Origin of the sequence: Vibrio sp. 99-70-13A1 (assembly GCF_013114625.1) — a bacterium.
Lineage (GTDB): Bacteria > Pseudomonadota > Gammaproteobacteria > Enterobacterales > Vibrionaceae > Vibrio.
Window position 1 is genome coordinate 15248 of the sequence record NZ_VTXD01000032.1, and the last position, 17274, is coordinate 32521.

Below are 17274 nucleotides of genomic sequence, written 5' to 3' on the forward strand. Positions count from 1 at the left end.
GTGCTTACGCACTTTTAGTAATTAAGACAACCGCTTCACATGCGATGCCTTCTTTTCGACCAGTAAAACCTAAGCGCTCTGTTGTTGTCGCTTTAACATTTACATTTGCAATACTGGTTTCTAAATCTTCTGCAATAGCTTGGCACATAGATTCAATATGTGGCGCCATTTTAGGGGCTTGAGCCATGATAGTCACATCGGCATTACCGATCACATATCCTTGCTCTTTTACTCGACGATATACGTCTTTCAATAATTCTCGGCTATCCGCGCCCTTCCACTCATCATCAGTATCAGGAAAATGACGGCCAATATCACCAGCAGCAATAGCACCTAGTAATGCATCACATAAAGCGTGGAGAGCTACGTCACCGTCCGAATGAGCAATTAATCCTTGTTCATAAGGAACACTGATACCACCAATGATAACTGGACCTTCTCCACCAAATTTATGCACGTCAAAGCCATGACCAATACGAATCATCATTGTTCCTTATTTTTACTTAGATAAAACTCAGCCAGAGCAAGATCTTCTGGTTGAGTAATTTTAAAATTATCACTGCGCCCAACGACTAAGGCTGGTGATAACCCTTTCCATTCTAAAGCAGAAGCTTCATCGGTAATTTCTACTTCTTGCTCAAGCGCTTCACTTAAAGCTGTATATAAATCATCTGAGCGAAACATTTGAGGGGTCAAAGCATGCCATAAGTCAGCACGTTCTACAGTATGTTTGATCATACCGTTCAGACCACGCTTCATTGTATCTCGAACAGGTGCGGCAAGAATAGCTCCAACAGGATGAGAACGAGCGGAATCAATCAACTTATCAATATCAGCCGGAGATAAACAAGGTCTTGCGGCATCATGAACCATCACCCAGCAACTTTTTTGCTGATCACGAAGAAAATCCAAGGCGGAAAGCACCGAGTCGGCACGCTCTTTTCCACCAGACACCCTCATCACTCGAGAGTTTTGACTGATTGATAAATCAGAAAAGTAAGGATCTCCTTCATCTACCGCAACTACTACACACTCAACCTGAGGGTGAGCAAGTAGCTTAGTAACGGTATGCTCTAAAATCGTTTTACCATGAATCATTAAGTATTGTTTAGGACGGTCTGCTTTCATTCGACTTCCCACACCAGCGGCTGGTACGATAGCTATAACTTTATCAACCGTAATAGGCATCAGTTTGCTCCCTCGCCGATAACACGGTAAAAGGTTTCCCCATCTTTAACCATTCCGAGTTCATGCCTTGCTCGTTCTTCTATCGCATCCAAGCCTTGGCTTAAATCATCAATCTCAGCAAACATTTCTGCATTACGATTATGAAGTTTTTCATTCACTTGCCGCTGTATTTGAATTTCATTATTAACACCGTAATAGTCAGAAATACCATTTTTTCCTAGCCATAATGTGTATTGAAGCCAGCCCAATAACACTATGAGTACTATAGCAAAAATTCGCATAACACCTTTCGCTGATTGAAAAAGAAGGGAACAATTAATAAGGCACATATATACCATAATGAGCAAAATGGTGCGAGAAGTGTGATGTAAGAGAAGCCTAGAGCTTCTGCCATTCACTTTTCTATAGACAAAAAAATGCCCCGCATTAGCAGGGCATTCAAAGCTTTAAGCTAATAATTCAAAGGTATGAATTATTGACCTTTAACTTCTTTAAGACCGTTGTAAGGAGCTTTAGAACCTAGAGCTTCTTCGATACGGATTAGTTGGTTGTACTTAGCAACACGGTCAGAACGGCTCATAGAACCAGTTTTGATTTGACCTGCAGCTGTACCTACCGCTAGGTCAGCGATAGTTGCATCTTCAGTTTCGCCAGAACGGTGAGAGATTACTGCAGTGTAGCCAGCGTCTTTAGCCATCTTGATAGCAGCTAGAGTCTCTGTTAGTGAACCGATTTGGTTGAACTTGATAAGGATAGAGTTAGCTACGCCTTTCTCGATACCTTCAGCAAGAATCTTAGTGTTTGTAACGAAAAGATCATCACCAACGATTTGAAGCTTGTCGCCTAGAAGTTCAGTTTGGTGCTTGAAGCCATCCCAATCTGACTCGTCAAGACCGTCTTCGATAGAAACGATTGGGAAGTTGTTCGCTAGTTCAGCTAGGTAGTGGTTGAACTCTTCAGAAGTGAAAGTTTTACCTTCGCCCTTCATGTTGTAGATACCAGCTTCTTTGTCGAAGAACTCAGATGCAGCACAGTCCATAGCAAGAGTAACGTCTTTACCTAGTTCGTAACCAGCAGCTGCAACAGCTTCTGCGATAACTTCTAGAGCTTCAGCGTTAGATTTAAGGTTAGGAGCGAAACCACCTTCATCACCAACTGCAGTGCTGTAGCCTTTAGACTTAAGAACTTTAGCTAGGTTGTGGAATACTTCAGCACCAACACGTAGAGCTTCTTTAAGAGTTTTAGCACCAACTGGTTGGATCATGAACTCTTGGATGTCAACGTTGTTATCAGCGTGCTCGCCACCGTTGATGATGTTCATCATTGGTAGAGGCATAGAGAATACGCCAGCAGTGCCGTTTAGCTCAGCAATGTGCTCGTAAAGAGGCATGCCTTTAGCAGCAGCAGCAGCTTTAGCGTTTGCTAGAGATACAGCTAGGATAGCGTTCGCGCCGAACTTAGACTTGTTATCAGTACCGTCTAGGTCAAGCATGATTTGGTCAACGTCAGCTTGTGCTTTAGCGTCAGAACCAACTAGAGCTTCAGCGATTGGGCCGTTTACAGCTTCAATTGCTTTAAGAACACCTTTACCTAGGAAACGTGATTTGTCGCCGTCACGTAGCTCAAGAGCTTCGCGAGAACCAGTAGATGCGCCAGATGGAGCGGCAGCCATACCTACGAAACCGCCTTCTAGGTGTACTTCAGCTTCTACTGTTGGGTTACCACGTGAATCGATGATTTCACGACCTAGAACTTTAACGATCTTAGACATTGAATGTTTCCTTCTCGTTGAATATATATAAATGTCAAAATTAAATAGCAGCAGTACAACTTATACTGCTGCTTGTATTCTTTTACTTATTTAAGTTCGCCGCGCTGGAACTCACCAGCGGCTTTAACGAAACCTGCAAACAGTGGATGACCGTCGCGAGGTGTTGAAGTGAACTCTGGGTGGAACTGAGCTGCAACAAACCACGGGTGGTTCGGGTTCTCAATAACTTCAACCAGTTTCTTGTCCGCAGATAGACCTGATACTTTTAGGCCTGCTTTTTCGATTTGCGGACGAAGGTTGTTGTTCACTTCGTAACGGTGACGGTGACGTTCATGGATCGTCGCGCTACCGTATAATTCGTATGCTTTAGTCCCTTTAGCTAAGTGACAAAGCTGTGAACCCAGGCGCATTGTGCCACCTAGATCCGAAGATTCTGTACGCTCTTCCACTTTACCTTCGCCATCGATCCATTCTGTAATCAGACCAACAACTGGGTATTTAGTTTCAGAACTAAATTCAGAAGAGTGTGCCCCTTCCATTTTCGCAACGTTACGAGCGTACTCGATAAGCGCTACTTGCATGCCTAGACAGATGCCCAAGTAAGGTACTTTGTTCTCACGAGCGTATTGTGCAGCAAGAATCTTACCTTCAACACCACGGTCACCAAAACCACCAGGAACGAGGATTGCATCTAGACCTTCTAAAACTTCTACGCCACGAGATTCAACATCTTGTGAATCTACGTATTTAATATTAACGCTTAGGCGATTTTTCAAGCCCGCGTGTTTTAACGCTTCATTTACTGATTTGTATGCGTCAGGTAGTTCAATGTACTTACCTACCATACCAATCGTCACTTCACCCGTTGGGTTAGCTTCTTCGTAAATTACTTGTTCCCATTCAGACAAGTCAGCTTCAGGAGCAGTAATGCCGAAACGCTTACATACAAGTTCATCTGTACCTTGAGCTTTAATAAGCTGAGGGATCTTGTAGATAGAGTCAACATCACGCATAGAAATAACTGCATTTTCTTGCACATTACAGAACAAGGCAATTTTCTTACGTTCGTTCGTAGGAATGTTGCGGTCTGAACGACATACTAGAATATCAGGCTGAATACCAATAGACAGCAGCTCTTTAACCGAGTGCTGTGTTGGTTTAGTTTTAACTTCACCAGCAGCCGCAAGATAAGGAACAAGAGTCAGGTGCATAAACATAGCACGCTCACGACCAAGCTCAACCGCTAGCTGACGAATCGCTTCCATAAATGGCAGAGACTCGATATCACCAACAGTACCACCAACTTCAACCAACGCAATATCATGGCCTTCAGCGCCAGAAATAACACGCTCTTTGATAGAGTTAGTAATGTGTGGAATAACCTGAATAGTTGCACCTAGGTAATCACCACGGCGTTCTCTTGCTAGAACGTCTGAGTAAACACGACCTGCAGTGAAGTTGTTACGCTTGGTCATCTTGGTGCGAATGAATCGCTCGTAGTGACCAAGGTCAAGGTCAGTTTCAGCGCCATCTTCCGTGACGAACACTTCACCGTGTTGAGTTGGGCTCATAGTGCCTGGGTCAACGTTGATGTAAGGGTCAAGCTTCATCATAGTCACTTTAAGACCACGAGCTTCTAAAATAGCCGCAAGAGATGCTGCAGCAATGCCTTTACCTAGAGAGGATACAACCCCGCCAGTAACAAAAATGTAATTTGTCGTCATGTTTAACCTGAAATTGGTTGAATGAGGGAAATGGACTACTTCTGGACGGGATGAAAATATACCAGAAGCCCCTTATCGCCACAACGTGAAATCTATCACACTGCTATTTTTTATTTTTTGCTTCAAATCAATTCATCGCTAAAGGCTTTATCTCATTTTCTCTTCAATCTTGACTTCATCCCACATAGAATCAAGCTCTTGAAGTGAAAAGTCCGTTAATTCCTTGCCTTTATTTATTACTTTTTTTTCTACACCTTGAAATCTTCTTTCAAATTTCAAATTGGCTTTGTTAAGGGCTGATTCTGGATTTTTCCCTAAGTGACGCACTAAATTAACCGTCGCAAAGAGTAAATCCCCCAGTTCTTCTTCCACTAAATCTTCATTTGGAGTCACTTGCATTGCCTCTTCAAGCACTTCATCGACTTCCTCAAGAACCTTCCCAGCCACAGGACCTATTGTGTCCCAATCAAAACCATATTTCGCAACTTGCTTTTGTATTTTATGTGCCTTAGATAGTGCAGGTAAAGATTTTGGTATTGAGTCTAGAATACTTTCCTGAGTTTTTCCTATTAGAGCTTTTTCTTTAGCTTTCTCTGCTTCCCAGTTTGCATTTATTTCTTCATCATTCTCAAATTTGGCATCGGAGAAAACATGAGGGTGACGACGTGTTAGCTTTTCATTCACTCCATCAACCACATCCGAAAACTCAAACAAACCTTGTTCTTTCGCTAGTTGGCTATAAAAGATCACCTGAAACAATAAATCACCCAGCTCTTCTTGAAGATTAGGCCAGTCTTTATTATGAATGGCATCCACCACCTCATAGGTTTCTTCGATAGTATGCGGAACAATGGTTTCAAAATTTTGTTTTAAATCCCAAGGGCAACCATTTTCAGGATCGCGCAACTTAGCCATAATCTGTTCAAGTTGCTCTATTGGGTGATTCATCGCTTTCTTCCTATTCACTGTCTTTGATTTTAAATTTAGAACTGCTTCTAAAACTAAAAAAGGTGAGCAGCCAAAACCACTCACCTTTGTTGATACTGTATAATCTCTATTTACGTATCTTTCACTAAGCAGTTGTTACTTTAACAAGGCAACAAGCTTTCGCGATTCCTGAGCATAGCTTGCCTATGTGATGGAATAAGAAAGCGCAGTTAACGCAGTAAAAGTGACTAATGCAACGTGAAAGTTAGCCTAGGCGTTTCACACTCATTACATCTTTAATTTGTTCGACTCGACTCGTCACTCGGCTCAGAATTTCAATATTCGTGACTTCTAAATCAAAATCCATCACCGATAGCTGACGTTTATAGTCAATACGGCTCTTCATCGTTGTTACGCTGACTTTTTCATTCGCGAACAAAGAAGTGATGTCTTTAAGTAAACCATTACGTTCTAGGGCTTCTACACGCAAAGTCAAAATATACGAACCAACAAAACCACTGCCCCAAACGGTATCAATGATTCGCTCTGGCGCATGCAAGCTCAGTTCACTTAGCTGCTCACAATCACTGCGGTGTACTGAGATACCACGACCTTGAGTAATATAACCTTTGATATCATCACCAGGGATCGGCTGACAACAACGTGCTAAATGATTCATCAGATTGTCTACACCTTCCACCACAACCGCATCTTTACGAGGTCGGCTTTGCTGCGCGGGTTTTGCTTCTGACTCTCTGAGCTTCTCTAGCGCTTTCTGGTCTTCTTCTTCAGCGGTCGGCTTATTAACTAATGCGTTAATATGATTCACAACTTGGTTTACACGAAGATCGCCACTACCCACGCCAGCATAAAGCTCATCAGGGGTATTTACGTTAAAACGCTTTAGAGCATATTGCTCGGCATCTTTTAGTGTTGCACCAACTTTCGCTAATTCCACATCGAGAATATCACGACCCGCTTCTAAGTTTTTCTCACGGCTTTGAGCACGGAACCACGCGTTAATTTTTGCGCGAGCTCTGCTTGAATGAACAAATCCAGTTGTAGGATTTAACCAATCACGAGAAGGGTTTGGCTCTTTCTGAGTAATGATTTCAACTTGATCGCCCATTGTGAGTTTATGGGTAAATGGCACGATTCGCCCCGCCACTTTGGCACCAATACAACGGTGGCCAACCATTGAGTGAATATGGTAAGCAAAATCTAATGGCGTTGCGCCCATTGGTAAGTCGACAACATCACCTCTCGGTGTAAACGCATAGACTCTGTCATCAAAGACTTGGCTTCGGACTTCATCCAACATCTCGCCCGAATCGGACATCTCTTCTTGCCAGTCAATCAGCTTACGTAGCCAAGTGATCTTCTCATCGTATCCACTGCGTGCTGCCGTTGCGCCTTCTTTGTATTTCCAGTGCGCAGCTACACCCAATTCAGAATCTTCATGCATTTGCTTGGTTCGAATCTGAATTTCAATGGTTTTGCCTTCCGGACCTAAAACCACGGTATGGATAGACTGATAGCCATTAGGTTTAGGGTTGGCAACATAGTCATCAAACTCACTTGGTAAGTGTTTATATTTAGTATGAACGACTCCAAGTGCGGCATAACAATCTTGTAATTGATCGGCAATAATACGGACAGCTCGCACATCAAAAAGCTCATCAAAATCTAAACTTTTCTTCTGCATTTTCCGCCAGATACTGTAGATGTGTTTAGGACGACCACTCACTTCAGCATTGATACTTGAGCGCCCCATCTCCGCAGTTAGATCATCGACAAAGTCTGTGATGTATTGCTCACGAACAATTCGACGTTCCGAAAGTTGTTTCGCTATCTGTTTGTAAGTATCTGACTGCTGGTATCGAAAAGCATAATCTTCAATTTCCCATTTCAGCTGACCAATACCTAAACGGTTAGCCAGTGGTGCGTAGATATTGGCACACTCTTTTGCTGCTGCTCGACGTACTTCATCTGGTGCTTTTTTTACTTCAATGAGGTTGCAGATACGCTCTGCAAGCTTGATAACCACGCAGCGAAAATCATCGACCATAGCCAGTAGCATACGACGAACATTATCAACCTGCCCAGATGCCGCGCTGCCTTCTAATGTGACATTCAATTGACCGAGAGCGGCCATTTCTTCAACGCCATCAATCAATTTAACGGTTTCTCGACCGTAGCTTTCTTCAAACAGATCGCGTGCAAATACCCCGCTGGATACAACAGGGAATAGCTGCGCAGCGACTAAAGTCGCACGATCCATCGACAGCGTGACCAAGATTTCAATCATCTCGCGTCCACGCCATAACAAGAGCGATGCTTGCTCGTGGTCTTTTAATAACTCTTCACAATGCCGATAAACCTTCGTAAGTTTATTCGATGTTTTGGCATCTTGATTCAGTGATTTAATCCAGTTTTCTAGCTCAAACTGTTCGCTTGGGTTTAAATGTGCGCTTCGTACCGCAACCATCATTTCTTCCTAGTTATTATGTTTTATACCCAAATTGGTATGACTAACCGATTCCAAGTTAGTTCTATCCATACCAATAACAATGCAAACTGACTTTGCATCTTAAAAAATTATCAGTACTACTTCTTAACAAACAAAGCCATAGATTCAAGGTGACTGGTATGTGGGAACATGTCCAACATGCCCAGTTTTTTTAAGTAGTAGCCTTGTTTAATCAAGCTTTCACTATCTCTTGCTAGAGTAGCAGGATTGCATGAAACATAAACCACACTCTGAGCCCCTAAGCCTGAAAGTTGATCAACGATCCCACTCGCCCCGGCTCTTGCTGGGTCTAGCAGTACTTTATCGAAACGTTCTTTAGCCCACTCTTGCGAGGACAACTCTTCTTCAAGGTTAGCTTGGTAAAACGCTACATTGCTGAGCTTGTTTACTTTAGCGTTTGATGTCGCTTGCTGAACCATCTCATCAACGCCTTCTACCCCTACAACGAACTCTGCCTTCTGGGCTATCGGTAAACTAAAATTCCCAAGACCACAGAATAAATCCAGAACACGTTCGTGGTTTTGAGGGTCTAACCACTCAATCGCTTGAGAAACCATTTTCTGGTTCACAGTTTGGTTGACTTGAATAAAGTGATTAGGCTCAAAGGGCAGTATCGCACCCACTTCATCATAGCTAGGCACCTCACCGACTAAGCGTTCCAATGTATCGGATTCTGGCATCGAATAGAGCGTTGATTTCGACTCTTTAGCGAGTGCAATTAGAGCTTGTCGGTCTTTATCTACAAGAGGCTTTAAATGGCGTAAAACGATCACAGGACCAGACTTAGAAAGCACTAACTCTACGTGCCCTAATGAAGCTTGGTGGGAGAACGTCGATAAGAGTGACTTAAGTTTTGGCAGTAAGGCATTCAAAGCTGGATCTAGTACTGCACAGTCTGTGATATTTTCAATCTGTTTACTCTGTTTTTGACGAAAACCAAATTGAAGTTTTTGAGATTTTTTATCAACAAACAAGCTGATTCGAGCACGGCGACGATAACCCTTATCACTTCCGGTGACAGGCGCTACTACATCTGTTTGCTTCGTTTTATAGATATTCATCAAATGACTTAGAGATTGAGATTTATGCTCTAGCTGAGAGGCATAATCTAAATGCTGTAAGTGACAGCCACCGCACTGATTAAAGTGCTGACAAAACGGTTCTAATCGCTGCTCACTTGGTTTCAATATTTTGATCAATTTAGCGCGCGCAAACTTGCTCTTACTCTCTGTAAGTTGGACTACGACCTGCTCGCCAGGTAATGCGCCATCAATAAAAACAGGTTTTTTATTTTGGTGAGCAATACCTGCTCCATTGTGATCCATTCGTTCAACCAACATCTGTTGATGCTTGGTCTCAAATTGAGTTTTCTTTTTTGGTTGAAAAAAACGTGCCATTGCTTGTGCCTAAATATCTATCAAATTATTATTTTCTATCCAAAACTCACTATTCTGCCTTGGAATCATTGTCGAACGTAGCGGCTTTGATTAAGCTAACCGTTCACTTAACCGCCGTAGTGCGCGTTATTTTCCCATATCCAGACCTCGATGTAATTAAAGAACATGACCAGATATGGCTTGAGAGCCCGTGTAATTACCCTAACTCTAGCTCCAACCCTAATTATTGGGTTGTTATTGAGCGCTTTTTTCTCATTTAATCGCTATCAAGACCTAGAAGGTCAAGTGATCAATACCGGAACAAGCATTATAGAGCCTCTTGCCATTGCAAGTGAGTCAGGCATGAAATTAGAGAGCAGAGAATCAGTTCGCCAACTGATTAGCTATGCTCACCGAAAAAATTCGAAGCTTGTTCGAAGTATTGCTGTATTCGATGAAAGACACGAACTGTTTGTGACTTCGAACTTTCATCCCGATTTTGAAAGCCTCACTTACCCTAAAGATGAACCTATTCCTCATTTAGGTTCTTCTATTTTAATCGATAATACATTGATTCTGAGAACGCCGATTGTCGCTGAAGGACAATTCCTCAACTCAGCGAATGGACAGTCTCAATCCAATCAAGCGATTGGTTATATTGCCATTGAACTCGATTTATCTTCACTTCGCTTACAGCAATACCAAGAAGTCTTTTCCGCCTTTCTAGTACTAATTTTAGGGCTCGGGCTTTCCGCGGTCTTCGCTTTCCGGCTAATGCACGATGTAACTCAACCCATTACTCATATGAAAAACATGGTTGATAGAATTCGTCGCGGTCACTTAGATGTGCGTATTGAAGGAAAAATGCATGGCGAACTCGATTCTCTAAAAAATGGTATCAATGCAATGGCAGTTTCACTGTCGGAGTATCATGTAGAGATGCAACACAGCATTGACCAAGCGACTTCTGATTTACGAGAAACATTAGAACAATTAGAAATTCAAAACGTTGAATTAGACATTGCGAAAAAACGAGCTCAAGAAGCTGCCCGCGTTAAATCTGAATTCTTAGCCAACATGTCTCACGAATTAAGAACGCCATTAAATGGTGTAATTGGTTTTACACGCCAAATGTTGAAAACACAGCTATCGAACAGCCAAACCGATTACTTACAAACCATTGAACGTTCAGCGAACAACTTATTAAATATCATCAACGATATTCTCGACTTCTCGAAACTTGAAGCCGGTAAATTGGCATTAGAAAATATTCCATTTGAATTCCAAAGCAGCTTGGAAGAAGTAGTCAACCTACAAGCCACCAGCGCCCATGAAAAAGGGTTAGAGCTTACTCTGAAGATCGACCCAAAAGTGCCTGCAGGTCTCGTTGGCGACCCACTTCGCATCCAACAAGTGTTGACTAACCTCGTAGGTAACTCAATCAAGTTTACTGAGCGTGGCAATATCGATATCAGTGTAGAAATGAGATCTCAAACAGCAGACAGCATCGAGCTTCAATTTATGGTTCGAGATACTGGTATTGGGATTTCAGAGCGTCAACAAGCGCAATTATTCCAAGCCTTTAGTCAAGCTGATGCCAGCATTTCTCGTCGATACGGTGGAACAGGTTTAGGTCTGGTCATCACTCAAAAACTGGTGAGCCAAATGGATGGTGAGATCAGCTTAACCAGTCGTTTACACCAAGGTTCTACCTTCTGGTTTACATTGAGACTGTCTGCTACTGACATGCCAATGACGGATGTCGTGGATACCCAAACTCTTCAAGACAAACAGCTCTTGCTTATTGAGCCAAATATGCAGGCAGCCTCAATCACTCAGCAAGTTCTTACTCAAGAAGGGCTGATTGTCACTTATCGTTCGGCGATGCCAGAAGAAACCACCCCATACGATTATGTACTGCTGAACTTATCGCCTAATCAAGAATACGAACTTGATACGGTGAAGTCATGGGCTGAGCGTGCTCGTGAAATATCCCAAAACGTCATTATTGGCACCCCAAGTACTGAACTTGCATTAGGTGACCAACTGATGAACCAGCTTGATGTTCACTGCATGACAAAACCTTTGTCTCGTAAAAAGCTGCTGCAAACTTTAGTGTCCAATCAAACGCCAATTCTGAACGCCCCAATTGTAGAAGTTACCGCGGAAGAAAAGTTACCACTTACCGTGCTTGCTGTAGATGACAACCCAGCAAACCTAAAATTAATCACCGCTTTGTTGCAAGAGAGAGTAGAAACTGTCGTCAGTTGCACGAACGGGCAGCAGGCTATTGATAAGGCAACACTGACTAAATTTGACATTATCTTCATGGATATCCAGATGCCGCACATGGATGGTGTTACCGCTTGTCAGCGTATTAAAGAGCTAGACAACAATACAGAGACGCCGGTTATTGCCGTGACAGCTCATGCTATGAGTGGTGAAAGGGACAGGTTGCTTGACGCTGGTATGGATGACTATTTAACGAAGCCAATTGAAGAGCATGTATTACAGCAAGTTTTACTGCATTGGAATCCGTACGCTGGCGAGATTCAAATAGAAAAAATAGATCCAGAGCACCCAGCCATGACTGCTGAAGTTGATAATGAGAGTCATGTAGAACCGATATCCAAAGAACACAAAGACATTATCATTGACTGGCAAGCTGCAATGAAGCAAGCGGCGAATAAAGAAGACCTAGCGAAAGATATGCTGCAAATGTTAGTCGACTTTATTCCTGAGGTTTATGAAACTACCGAGAAAGCGATTGAAGATAATAATTACCCCGTTGAAGACTTGCTTTATTTCATACATAAAATGCATGGCAGCAGTTCATATAGCGGCGTCCCTAGATTAAAGTCTATTTGTGCAACGTTAGAAAAAGCCCTTCGTTCCGGAAGTTCTATTGAAGATGTAGAGCCAGAGCTCTTTGAGCTACAAGATGAATTAGATAAAGTTCAGGCAACCGCAGTGCATTACTTACCACCGCAAAGTCATGACTCATAAGCGCTATTCACAAACTTCATTTAACAAATGAATTTAAAAAGTCAGAGCGTAAAAACAAAAAACCAAGCTATCACTTAAAATGATAGCTCGGTTTTTATTAATCATAGAATTAGTTCTGAATGCTTAACCAGTTACGATTCAAACAGCACAGTTGCTACCGCATAATGTCTTTCATCTGAAATAGTAATATGGATTGAATTCACTTTAGACGCTTGAGCAATCTGCAATGCTTTATTGTGTAAGGTAAGCATCGGCTTTCCATGTTCGTCATTAGAGATGACAAAATCATGAAAAGTCACCCCCATGGCAATTCCTGTACCGAGTGCTTTTGAAGCGGCTTCTTTCGCAGCAAACCGTTTCGCCAAATATCGTCCTTGCTGCTTAAGTTTTTGAAACGCAACTAACTCAGATTCAGCAAGAATACGTTTTGCAAATGCTTCACCACTTCGAGCAAGAGCCTTTTCCACACGATCAATTTCTGCGATATCGGTACCTAGCCCAACGACTGCCATACTCACCTTTTACCTAATCTAATTACTATTTCGCTGATTCAATAGAACCAACTTATTCAAACTATGCGTTGTTGCGAGCGGTTTCCATGATAGCTTTCATGTCTGCCACAGCTTTATCTAAACCATCAAAAACAGCACGTCCCATAATCGAGTGCCCAATGTTCAATTCGTAGATCTCAGGTAAAGCTGCGATTGGAGCAACGTTATGATAAGTCAGACCATGACCTGCATTAACGGTGATCCCAAGATCATTCGCATAGCTTGCGCCAGCTGCGATCTTCTTCAACTCATCTTGCTGATCTTCTTCCGTCTTAGCTTCTGCATATTGACCGGTATGAAGTTCAATAAATGGGGCATTACACGCTTTCGCTGCATCAATTTGCTCGCGATCTGCATCAATGAATAACGATACTTTAATGCCAGCTGCTGCCAACTTTTCCGTTGCGGCTTTCACTTTTTCAAGCTGCCCGACAACATCAAGGCCACCTTCTGTTGTCAGCTCTTCACGTTTTTCTGGAACAAGACAAACAAATTCAGGTTTTGTCTCTAACGCAATACCTACCATTTCATCGGTTACTGCCATCTCTAAATTCATACGAGTTTGAATGGTTTCAGCAAGGATACGAACATCACGATCAACAATATGGCGGCGATCTTCACGTAAGTGAATCGTTATACCATCAGCACCTGCTCGCTCTGCAATTTCAGCAGCATGTACAGGATCTGGGTACTTAGTTCCACGCGCGTTACGCAATGTTGCAATGTGGTCGATATTAATGCCTAAAAGGATTGAGCTCATTTACCAATACTCCGTGCTCTGGGGAGACCTGTCCTTGGTAGAAACAGCTCTCTACTTTTCAATGGTTTGCCGCCAAGATACGGCTTTAAGGCTATGCGTGTAAAGCGTTTTGCCGCTTTAAGCTGCTCTTTAGTGACAAACCTTCGTTCACTTATCGCTATCAATTCATCTCCAGTAAAAGAGAGGTTATCTCTTCGTACTGAAGCAATGAAGCCTTTTTGCTCACGGTAGCGGTAAGTCATATTGGGATCAACAGGCTCACCAGTACCGGCACAATGTAAGAAATCGACGCCATACCCCATAGATGAGAGTAAGGCTAACTCAAAACGACGTAGAGCTGGCTCAGGATTATTATTATGGGCAAGCTCCGTTAAAGCATGCAGGTAATCATGAAATAGAGCTGGCATGGCAACTTCTGCCATCAACACCCTTCCAACAAGTTCATTCACATACATTGCGGAATAAAGGTTAATACCCGCAAGTGGCAAGCCTAAGCTGATAGGTTCCGCTTGGCGAAGCGTTTTCATTGAGCTATTGCCCGACCACTTCAATAATAAAGGCGTGAAAGGTTGTAGCGCTCCTTTCAAATTGGATCGCTTACTACGTGCACCTTTAGACATTAACGTTACACGCCCGAATTCTTCACTGAATACATCCAGTATTAAGCTCGTCTCACTGTATGGTCTGCGGTGTAATACAAAGCATCGCTGTAACCCTTCACTCAATGATTAACCCTTCTTACAGATACAAAAAGAGAGAGTCTGCACTCTCTCTTATATTTACTCATTAGCTTACCCTTTAGTTCAAAAGAGTTTCGCTATTAGTTATAGATCGTCGATATAACCAAGTGAACGAAGAGCACGTTCATCATCAGCCCAACCAGATTTAACCTTAACCCAAGTTTCTAAATAAACTTTACGGCCAAACAGTTCTTCCATATCGATACGAGCTTCACGACCGATGGTCTTAATTTTCTCGCCCGCTTTACCAATCACCATCTTCTTCTGACCTGTACGCTCAACAAGAATTAGGGCATTGATGTGGAATCCATCATTATCTGGATTGTAATCAAAACGCTCAATTTCAACCGTTACTGAATATGGCAGCTCTTCACCAGTAAAACGCATCAGCTTTTCACGAATGATTTCAGACGCCATGAAACGTTGTGAACGATCCGTTACGTATTCTTCAGGAAAGTGGTGAGTCGCTTTAGGTAAAACTTCTCGAACATGCTTACGCAATACGTCGATATTTTTACCTTGTTTCGCTGAAATTGGCACAACATCCAAGAAGTCCATCTTCTGAGAGACATCCATCATATGCTGCATAACATCCGTGCGATCTTGAACGTTATCGACTTTATTAATACAAAGTACAACTGGGAAGTCTGTCTTTCTCAGCTTGTTCAACACCATTTCATCGTCGTCAGTCCAGTGCGTTCCATCCACTAGGAAAAAAACTAAGTTCACATCACTTAACGAACTGTTTGCAGCACGGTTCATTAGACGGTTAATCGCGCGTTTTTCTTCAATATGTAGACCAGGAGTATCGACATAAATCGCTTGGTAGTCGCCTTCTGTCTCTACACCCATAATACGGTGACGAGTGGTTTGAGGCTTACGCGAAGTGATAGAGATCTTCTGACCTAAAATATGGTTAAGAAGTGTTGATTTGCCTACATTTGGGCGACCAACAATGGCAATGAAGCCACAGTGTTGGTTTTCAGGTAGGCTCTCTACTTTGTTTTCTGATGCAAAAAATGCATCAATATCGAATTCTTGTTTGTTATCAGACATTGCTTAGTCGCTCTAATGCTGTTTCAGCAGCCGCTTGTTCTGCCTTGCGGCGGCTAGTGCCTTTACCGATAACAGGTTTATCCGCACCTGCCACTTCACACTCAACCGTAAACTCTTGGTTGTGTGCTTCACCTTTAATATTAGTCACTGTGTAGACAGGTAGTGGATTTCTTCGACCTTGTAAAAACTCTTGTAGGCGAGTTTTAGGATCTTTTTGAGAAATACCAGGCTGAATAGACTCTAGGCGAGATTGGTACCAGCTTAAAATAATGCGACGAACGACTTCAGTATCGCTATCTAAATAGACAGCACCGATGATCGCTTCTACCGCATCAGCCAGAATAGAATCACGACGGAAACCGCCACTCTTCAACTCACCTGGACCTAATTTTAAGTAATCTCCTAGCTCGAATTCACGACCTAGTTCAGCCAATGTATGTCCGCGTACTAAAGTTGCACGCATACGGCTCATGTCACCTTCATTTACCTTAGGGAAACGATGGTACAGATCATCAGCAATGACAAAACTTAAAATTGAATCGCCCAGAAACTCAAGACGTTCATTATGTTTACCAGCGGCGCTGCGATGTGTCAGCGCCAAATGGATAAGATCGGCATCATTAAACTGATAACCAATCTTTCTCTCTAGTTTATCTATTGGAGAATTCATGCTCTCTCGATGTGTTATGTGATCGATTAATGAATCCCACCGATGCGATTGAAACGCACGCCGGTAGGAATCCAAGAAGGTAAAACACTGTTTGTATCACGTTCGAACTCAAAACTGATCCAAATCGCAACGGCTTTACCCACTAGGTTTGCTTCAGGAACGAATCCCCAGTAGCGGCTGTCTGCACTATTGTCACGGTTATCACCCATCACAAAGTACTGCCCTTCTGGAACGATCCACTCATTAACACCACTACGAGGTTGATACGCATTTACACGGTCACGACGTAATGGGTTAACCAAGATTTGATGCTCGACACCATCTAGCTGCTCATTGAGCTGGATAAGTGGCACACCATCTTGAATAAATTGACTTTCTTCAACGTTGCTAAGCTTTACAGGAGCACAGCTTGATTGACCTTTAGTTTGAATACACAACTCTTTGTTACTGTTGTAACGAATGGTATCGCCAGGCATACCAATCACACGTTTGATGTAATCAATATTTGGCTGTGGTGGGTATTTAAATACAATAGAGTCCCCACGTTCCGGCTTACCCGTTTCAACTAACTGAGTTCGCCATACCGGATCTTTAAGACCGTAAGCGTATTTCTCAACTAAAATGAAATCACCAACTAATAACGTCGGCATCATTGAACCCGAAGGTATTTGAAATGGTTCATAGATAAATGAACGCAGTACCAATACAAACGCAATAACAGGAAAAATGGATACACTATTTTCAACCCACCAAGGTTGAACCGTAATTTTTGCACTCGTTTCCGAGTCAAGACCGTTAGTTTGCGATTCAACCGTAGACAGCTTTAGTTGGCGTTTCTTCGCCCACACAAATCTCTCTAATGCCCACACCACACCAGTCACCAAAGTTAGGATCACTAAAAGAAGCGAAAATGTATTAGCCATTTATATCCCTTAAATTTCATTTCTTTAAAAATAACGAAAGTGAAAGAGTAAC

At 42.5% G+C, this 17274-nt stretch carries 15 protein-coding genes; 1 reads left to right on the top strand and 14 read right to left on the bottom strand.

Annotated features, from left to right (window positions below; genetic code table 11):
• Nucleotides 1-4: 4 nt before the first annotated feature.
• From ispF to rlmD, 8 genes are all read right to left on the bottom strand, one after another.
• Nucleotides 5-484, bottom strand: coding sequence for a 2-C-methyl-D-erythritol 2,4-cyclodiphosphate synthase (ispF, locus tag F0226_RS17540; RefSeq protein ID WP_171736883.1), 480 nt, complete (start codon nt 482-484; stop codon nt 5-7).
• Nucleotides 484-1188, bottom strand: a complete 705-nt coding sequence (gene ispD / locus F0226_RS17545; RefSeq protein ID WP_171736848.1) for a 2-C-methyl-D-erythritol 4-phosphate cytidylyltransferase — start codon at nt 1186-1188, stop codon at nt 484-486. Before ispD ends, ispF begins: the two co-directional genes overlap by 1 nt.
• Nucleotides 1188-1469: a cell division protein FtsB gene (gene ftsB, locus F0226_RS17550; RefSeq protein WP_171736849.1), complete on the bottom strand. Its 282-nt coding sequence runs from the start codon at nt 1467-1469 to the stop codon at nt 1188-1190. The genes ispD and ftsB overlap by 1 nt, the downstream gene beginning before the upstream one ends.
• 191 nt (nt 1470-1660) lie before the next feature.
• Nucleotides 1661-2959 (bottom strand): phosphopyruvate hydratase, encoded by a 1299-nt coding sequence (eno, locus tag F0226_RS17555; RefSeq protein WP_171736850.1) that lies wholly within the window; start codon nt 2957-2959, stop codon nt 1661-1663.
• Between the two features lie 86 nt (nt 2960-3045).
• Nucleotides 3046-4683 (bottom strand): CTP synthase, encoded by a 1638-nt coding sequence (locus tag F0226_RS17560; RefSeq protein ID WP_137373348.1) that lies wholly within the window; start codon nt 4681-4683, stop codon nt 3046-3048.
• 147 nt (nt 4684-4830) lie between these two features.
• Entirely contained in the window at nt 4831-5631 is an 801-nt protein-coding gene (gene mazG / locus F0226_RS17565) for a nucleoside triphosphate pyrophosphohydrolase (protein ID WP_171736851.1), read from the bottom strand.
• A gap of 244 nt (nt 5632-5875) precedes the next feature.
• Nucleotides 5876-8098, bottom strand: a complete 2223-nt coding sequence (gene relA / locus F0226_RS17570) for a GTP diphosphokinase (RefSeq protein ID WP_171736884.1) — start codon at nt 8096-8098, stop codon at nt 5876-5878.
• Nucleotides 8099-8217: 119 nt separating this feature from the next.
• The gene (gene rlmD / locus F0226_RS17575) at nt 8218-9537 is read right to left on the bottom strand and encodes a 23S rRNA (uracil(1939)-C(5))-methyltransferase RlmD (protein WP_171736852.1); all 1320 of its coding nucleotides are present in this window, start codon (nt 9535-9537) and stop codon (nt 8218-8220) included.
• Nucleotides 9538-9702: 165 nt separating this feature from the next.
• Here rlmD and barA point away from each other — a divergent pair, with 165 nt between their 5' ends.
• On the top strand, nt 9703-12522 hold the full coding sequence (gene barA / locus F0226_RS17580; RefSeq protein WP_171736853.1) for a two-component sensor histidine kinase BarA: 2820 nt from the start codon (nt 9703-9705) through the stop codon (nt 12520-12522).
• Between the two features lie 131 nt (nt 12523-12653).
• Here the strand turns inward: barA and acpS are convergent, their stop codons facing one another.
• The 6 genes from acpS to lepB form a co-directional block, all read right to left on the bottom strand.
• Entirely contained in the window at nt 12654-13034 is a 381-nt protein-coding gene (acpS, locus tag F0226_RS17585; RefSeq protein WP_171736854.1) for a holo-ACP synthase, read from the bottom strand.
• A gap of 61 nt (nt 13035-13095) precedes the next feature.
• The gene (pdxJ, locus tag F0226_RS17590; RefSeq protein ID WP_171736855.1) at nt 13096-13833 is read right to left on the bottom strand and encodes a pyridoxine 5'-phosphate synthase; all 738 of its coding nucleotides are present in this window, start codon (nt 13831-13833) and stop codon (nt 13096-13098) included.
• Nucleotides 13830-14558, bottom strand: a complete 729-nt coding sequence (gene recO / locus F0226_RS17595) for a DNA repair protein RecO (protein WP_171736856.1) — start codon at nt 14556-14558, stop codon at nt 13830-13832. The genes pdxJ and recO overlap by 4 nt, the downstream gene beginning before the upstream one ends.
• A gap of 99 nt (nt 14559-14657) precedes the next feature.
• A complete protein-coding gene (gene era / locus F0226_RS17600) occupies nt 14658-15629 on the bottom strand; it encodes a GTPase Era (protein ID WP_137373341.1) in 972 nt (323 codons plus the stop codon).
• Nucleotides 15622-16299 carry a ribonuclease III gene (rnc, locus tag F0226_RS17605; protein WP_171736857.1) on the bottom strand — a complete coding sequence of 226 codons (678 nt, stop codon included), beginning with the start codon at nt 16297-16299 and terminating at the stop codon, nt 15622-15624. Before rnc ends, era begins: the two co-directional genes overlap by 8 nt.
• Nucleotides 16300-16325: 26 nt before the next feature.
• Nucleotides 16326-17222 (bottom strand): signal peptidase I, encoded by an 897-nt coding sequence (gene lepB / locus F0226_RS17610; RefSeq protein WP_171736858.1) that lies wholly within the window; start codon nt 17220-17222, stop codon nt 16326-16328.
• Between the last annotated feature and the right edge of the window lie 52 nt (nt 17223-17274).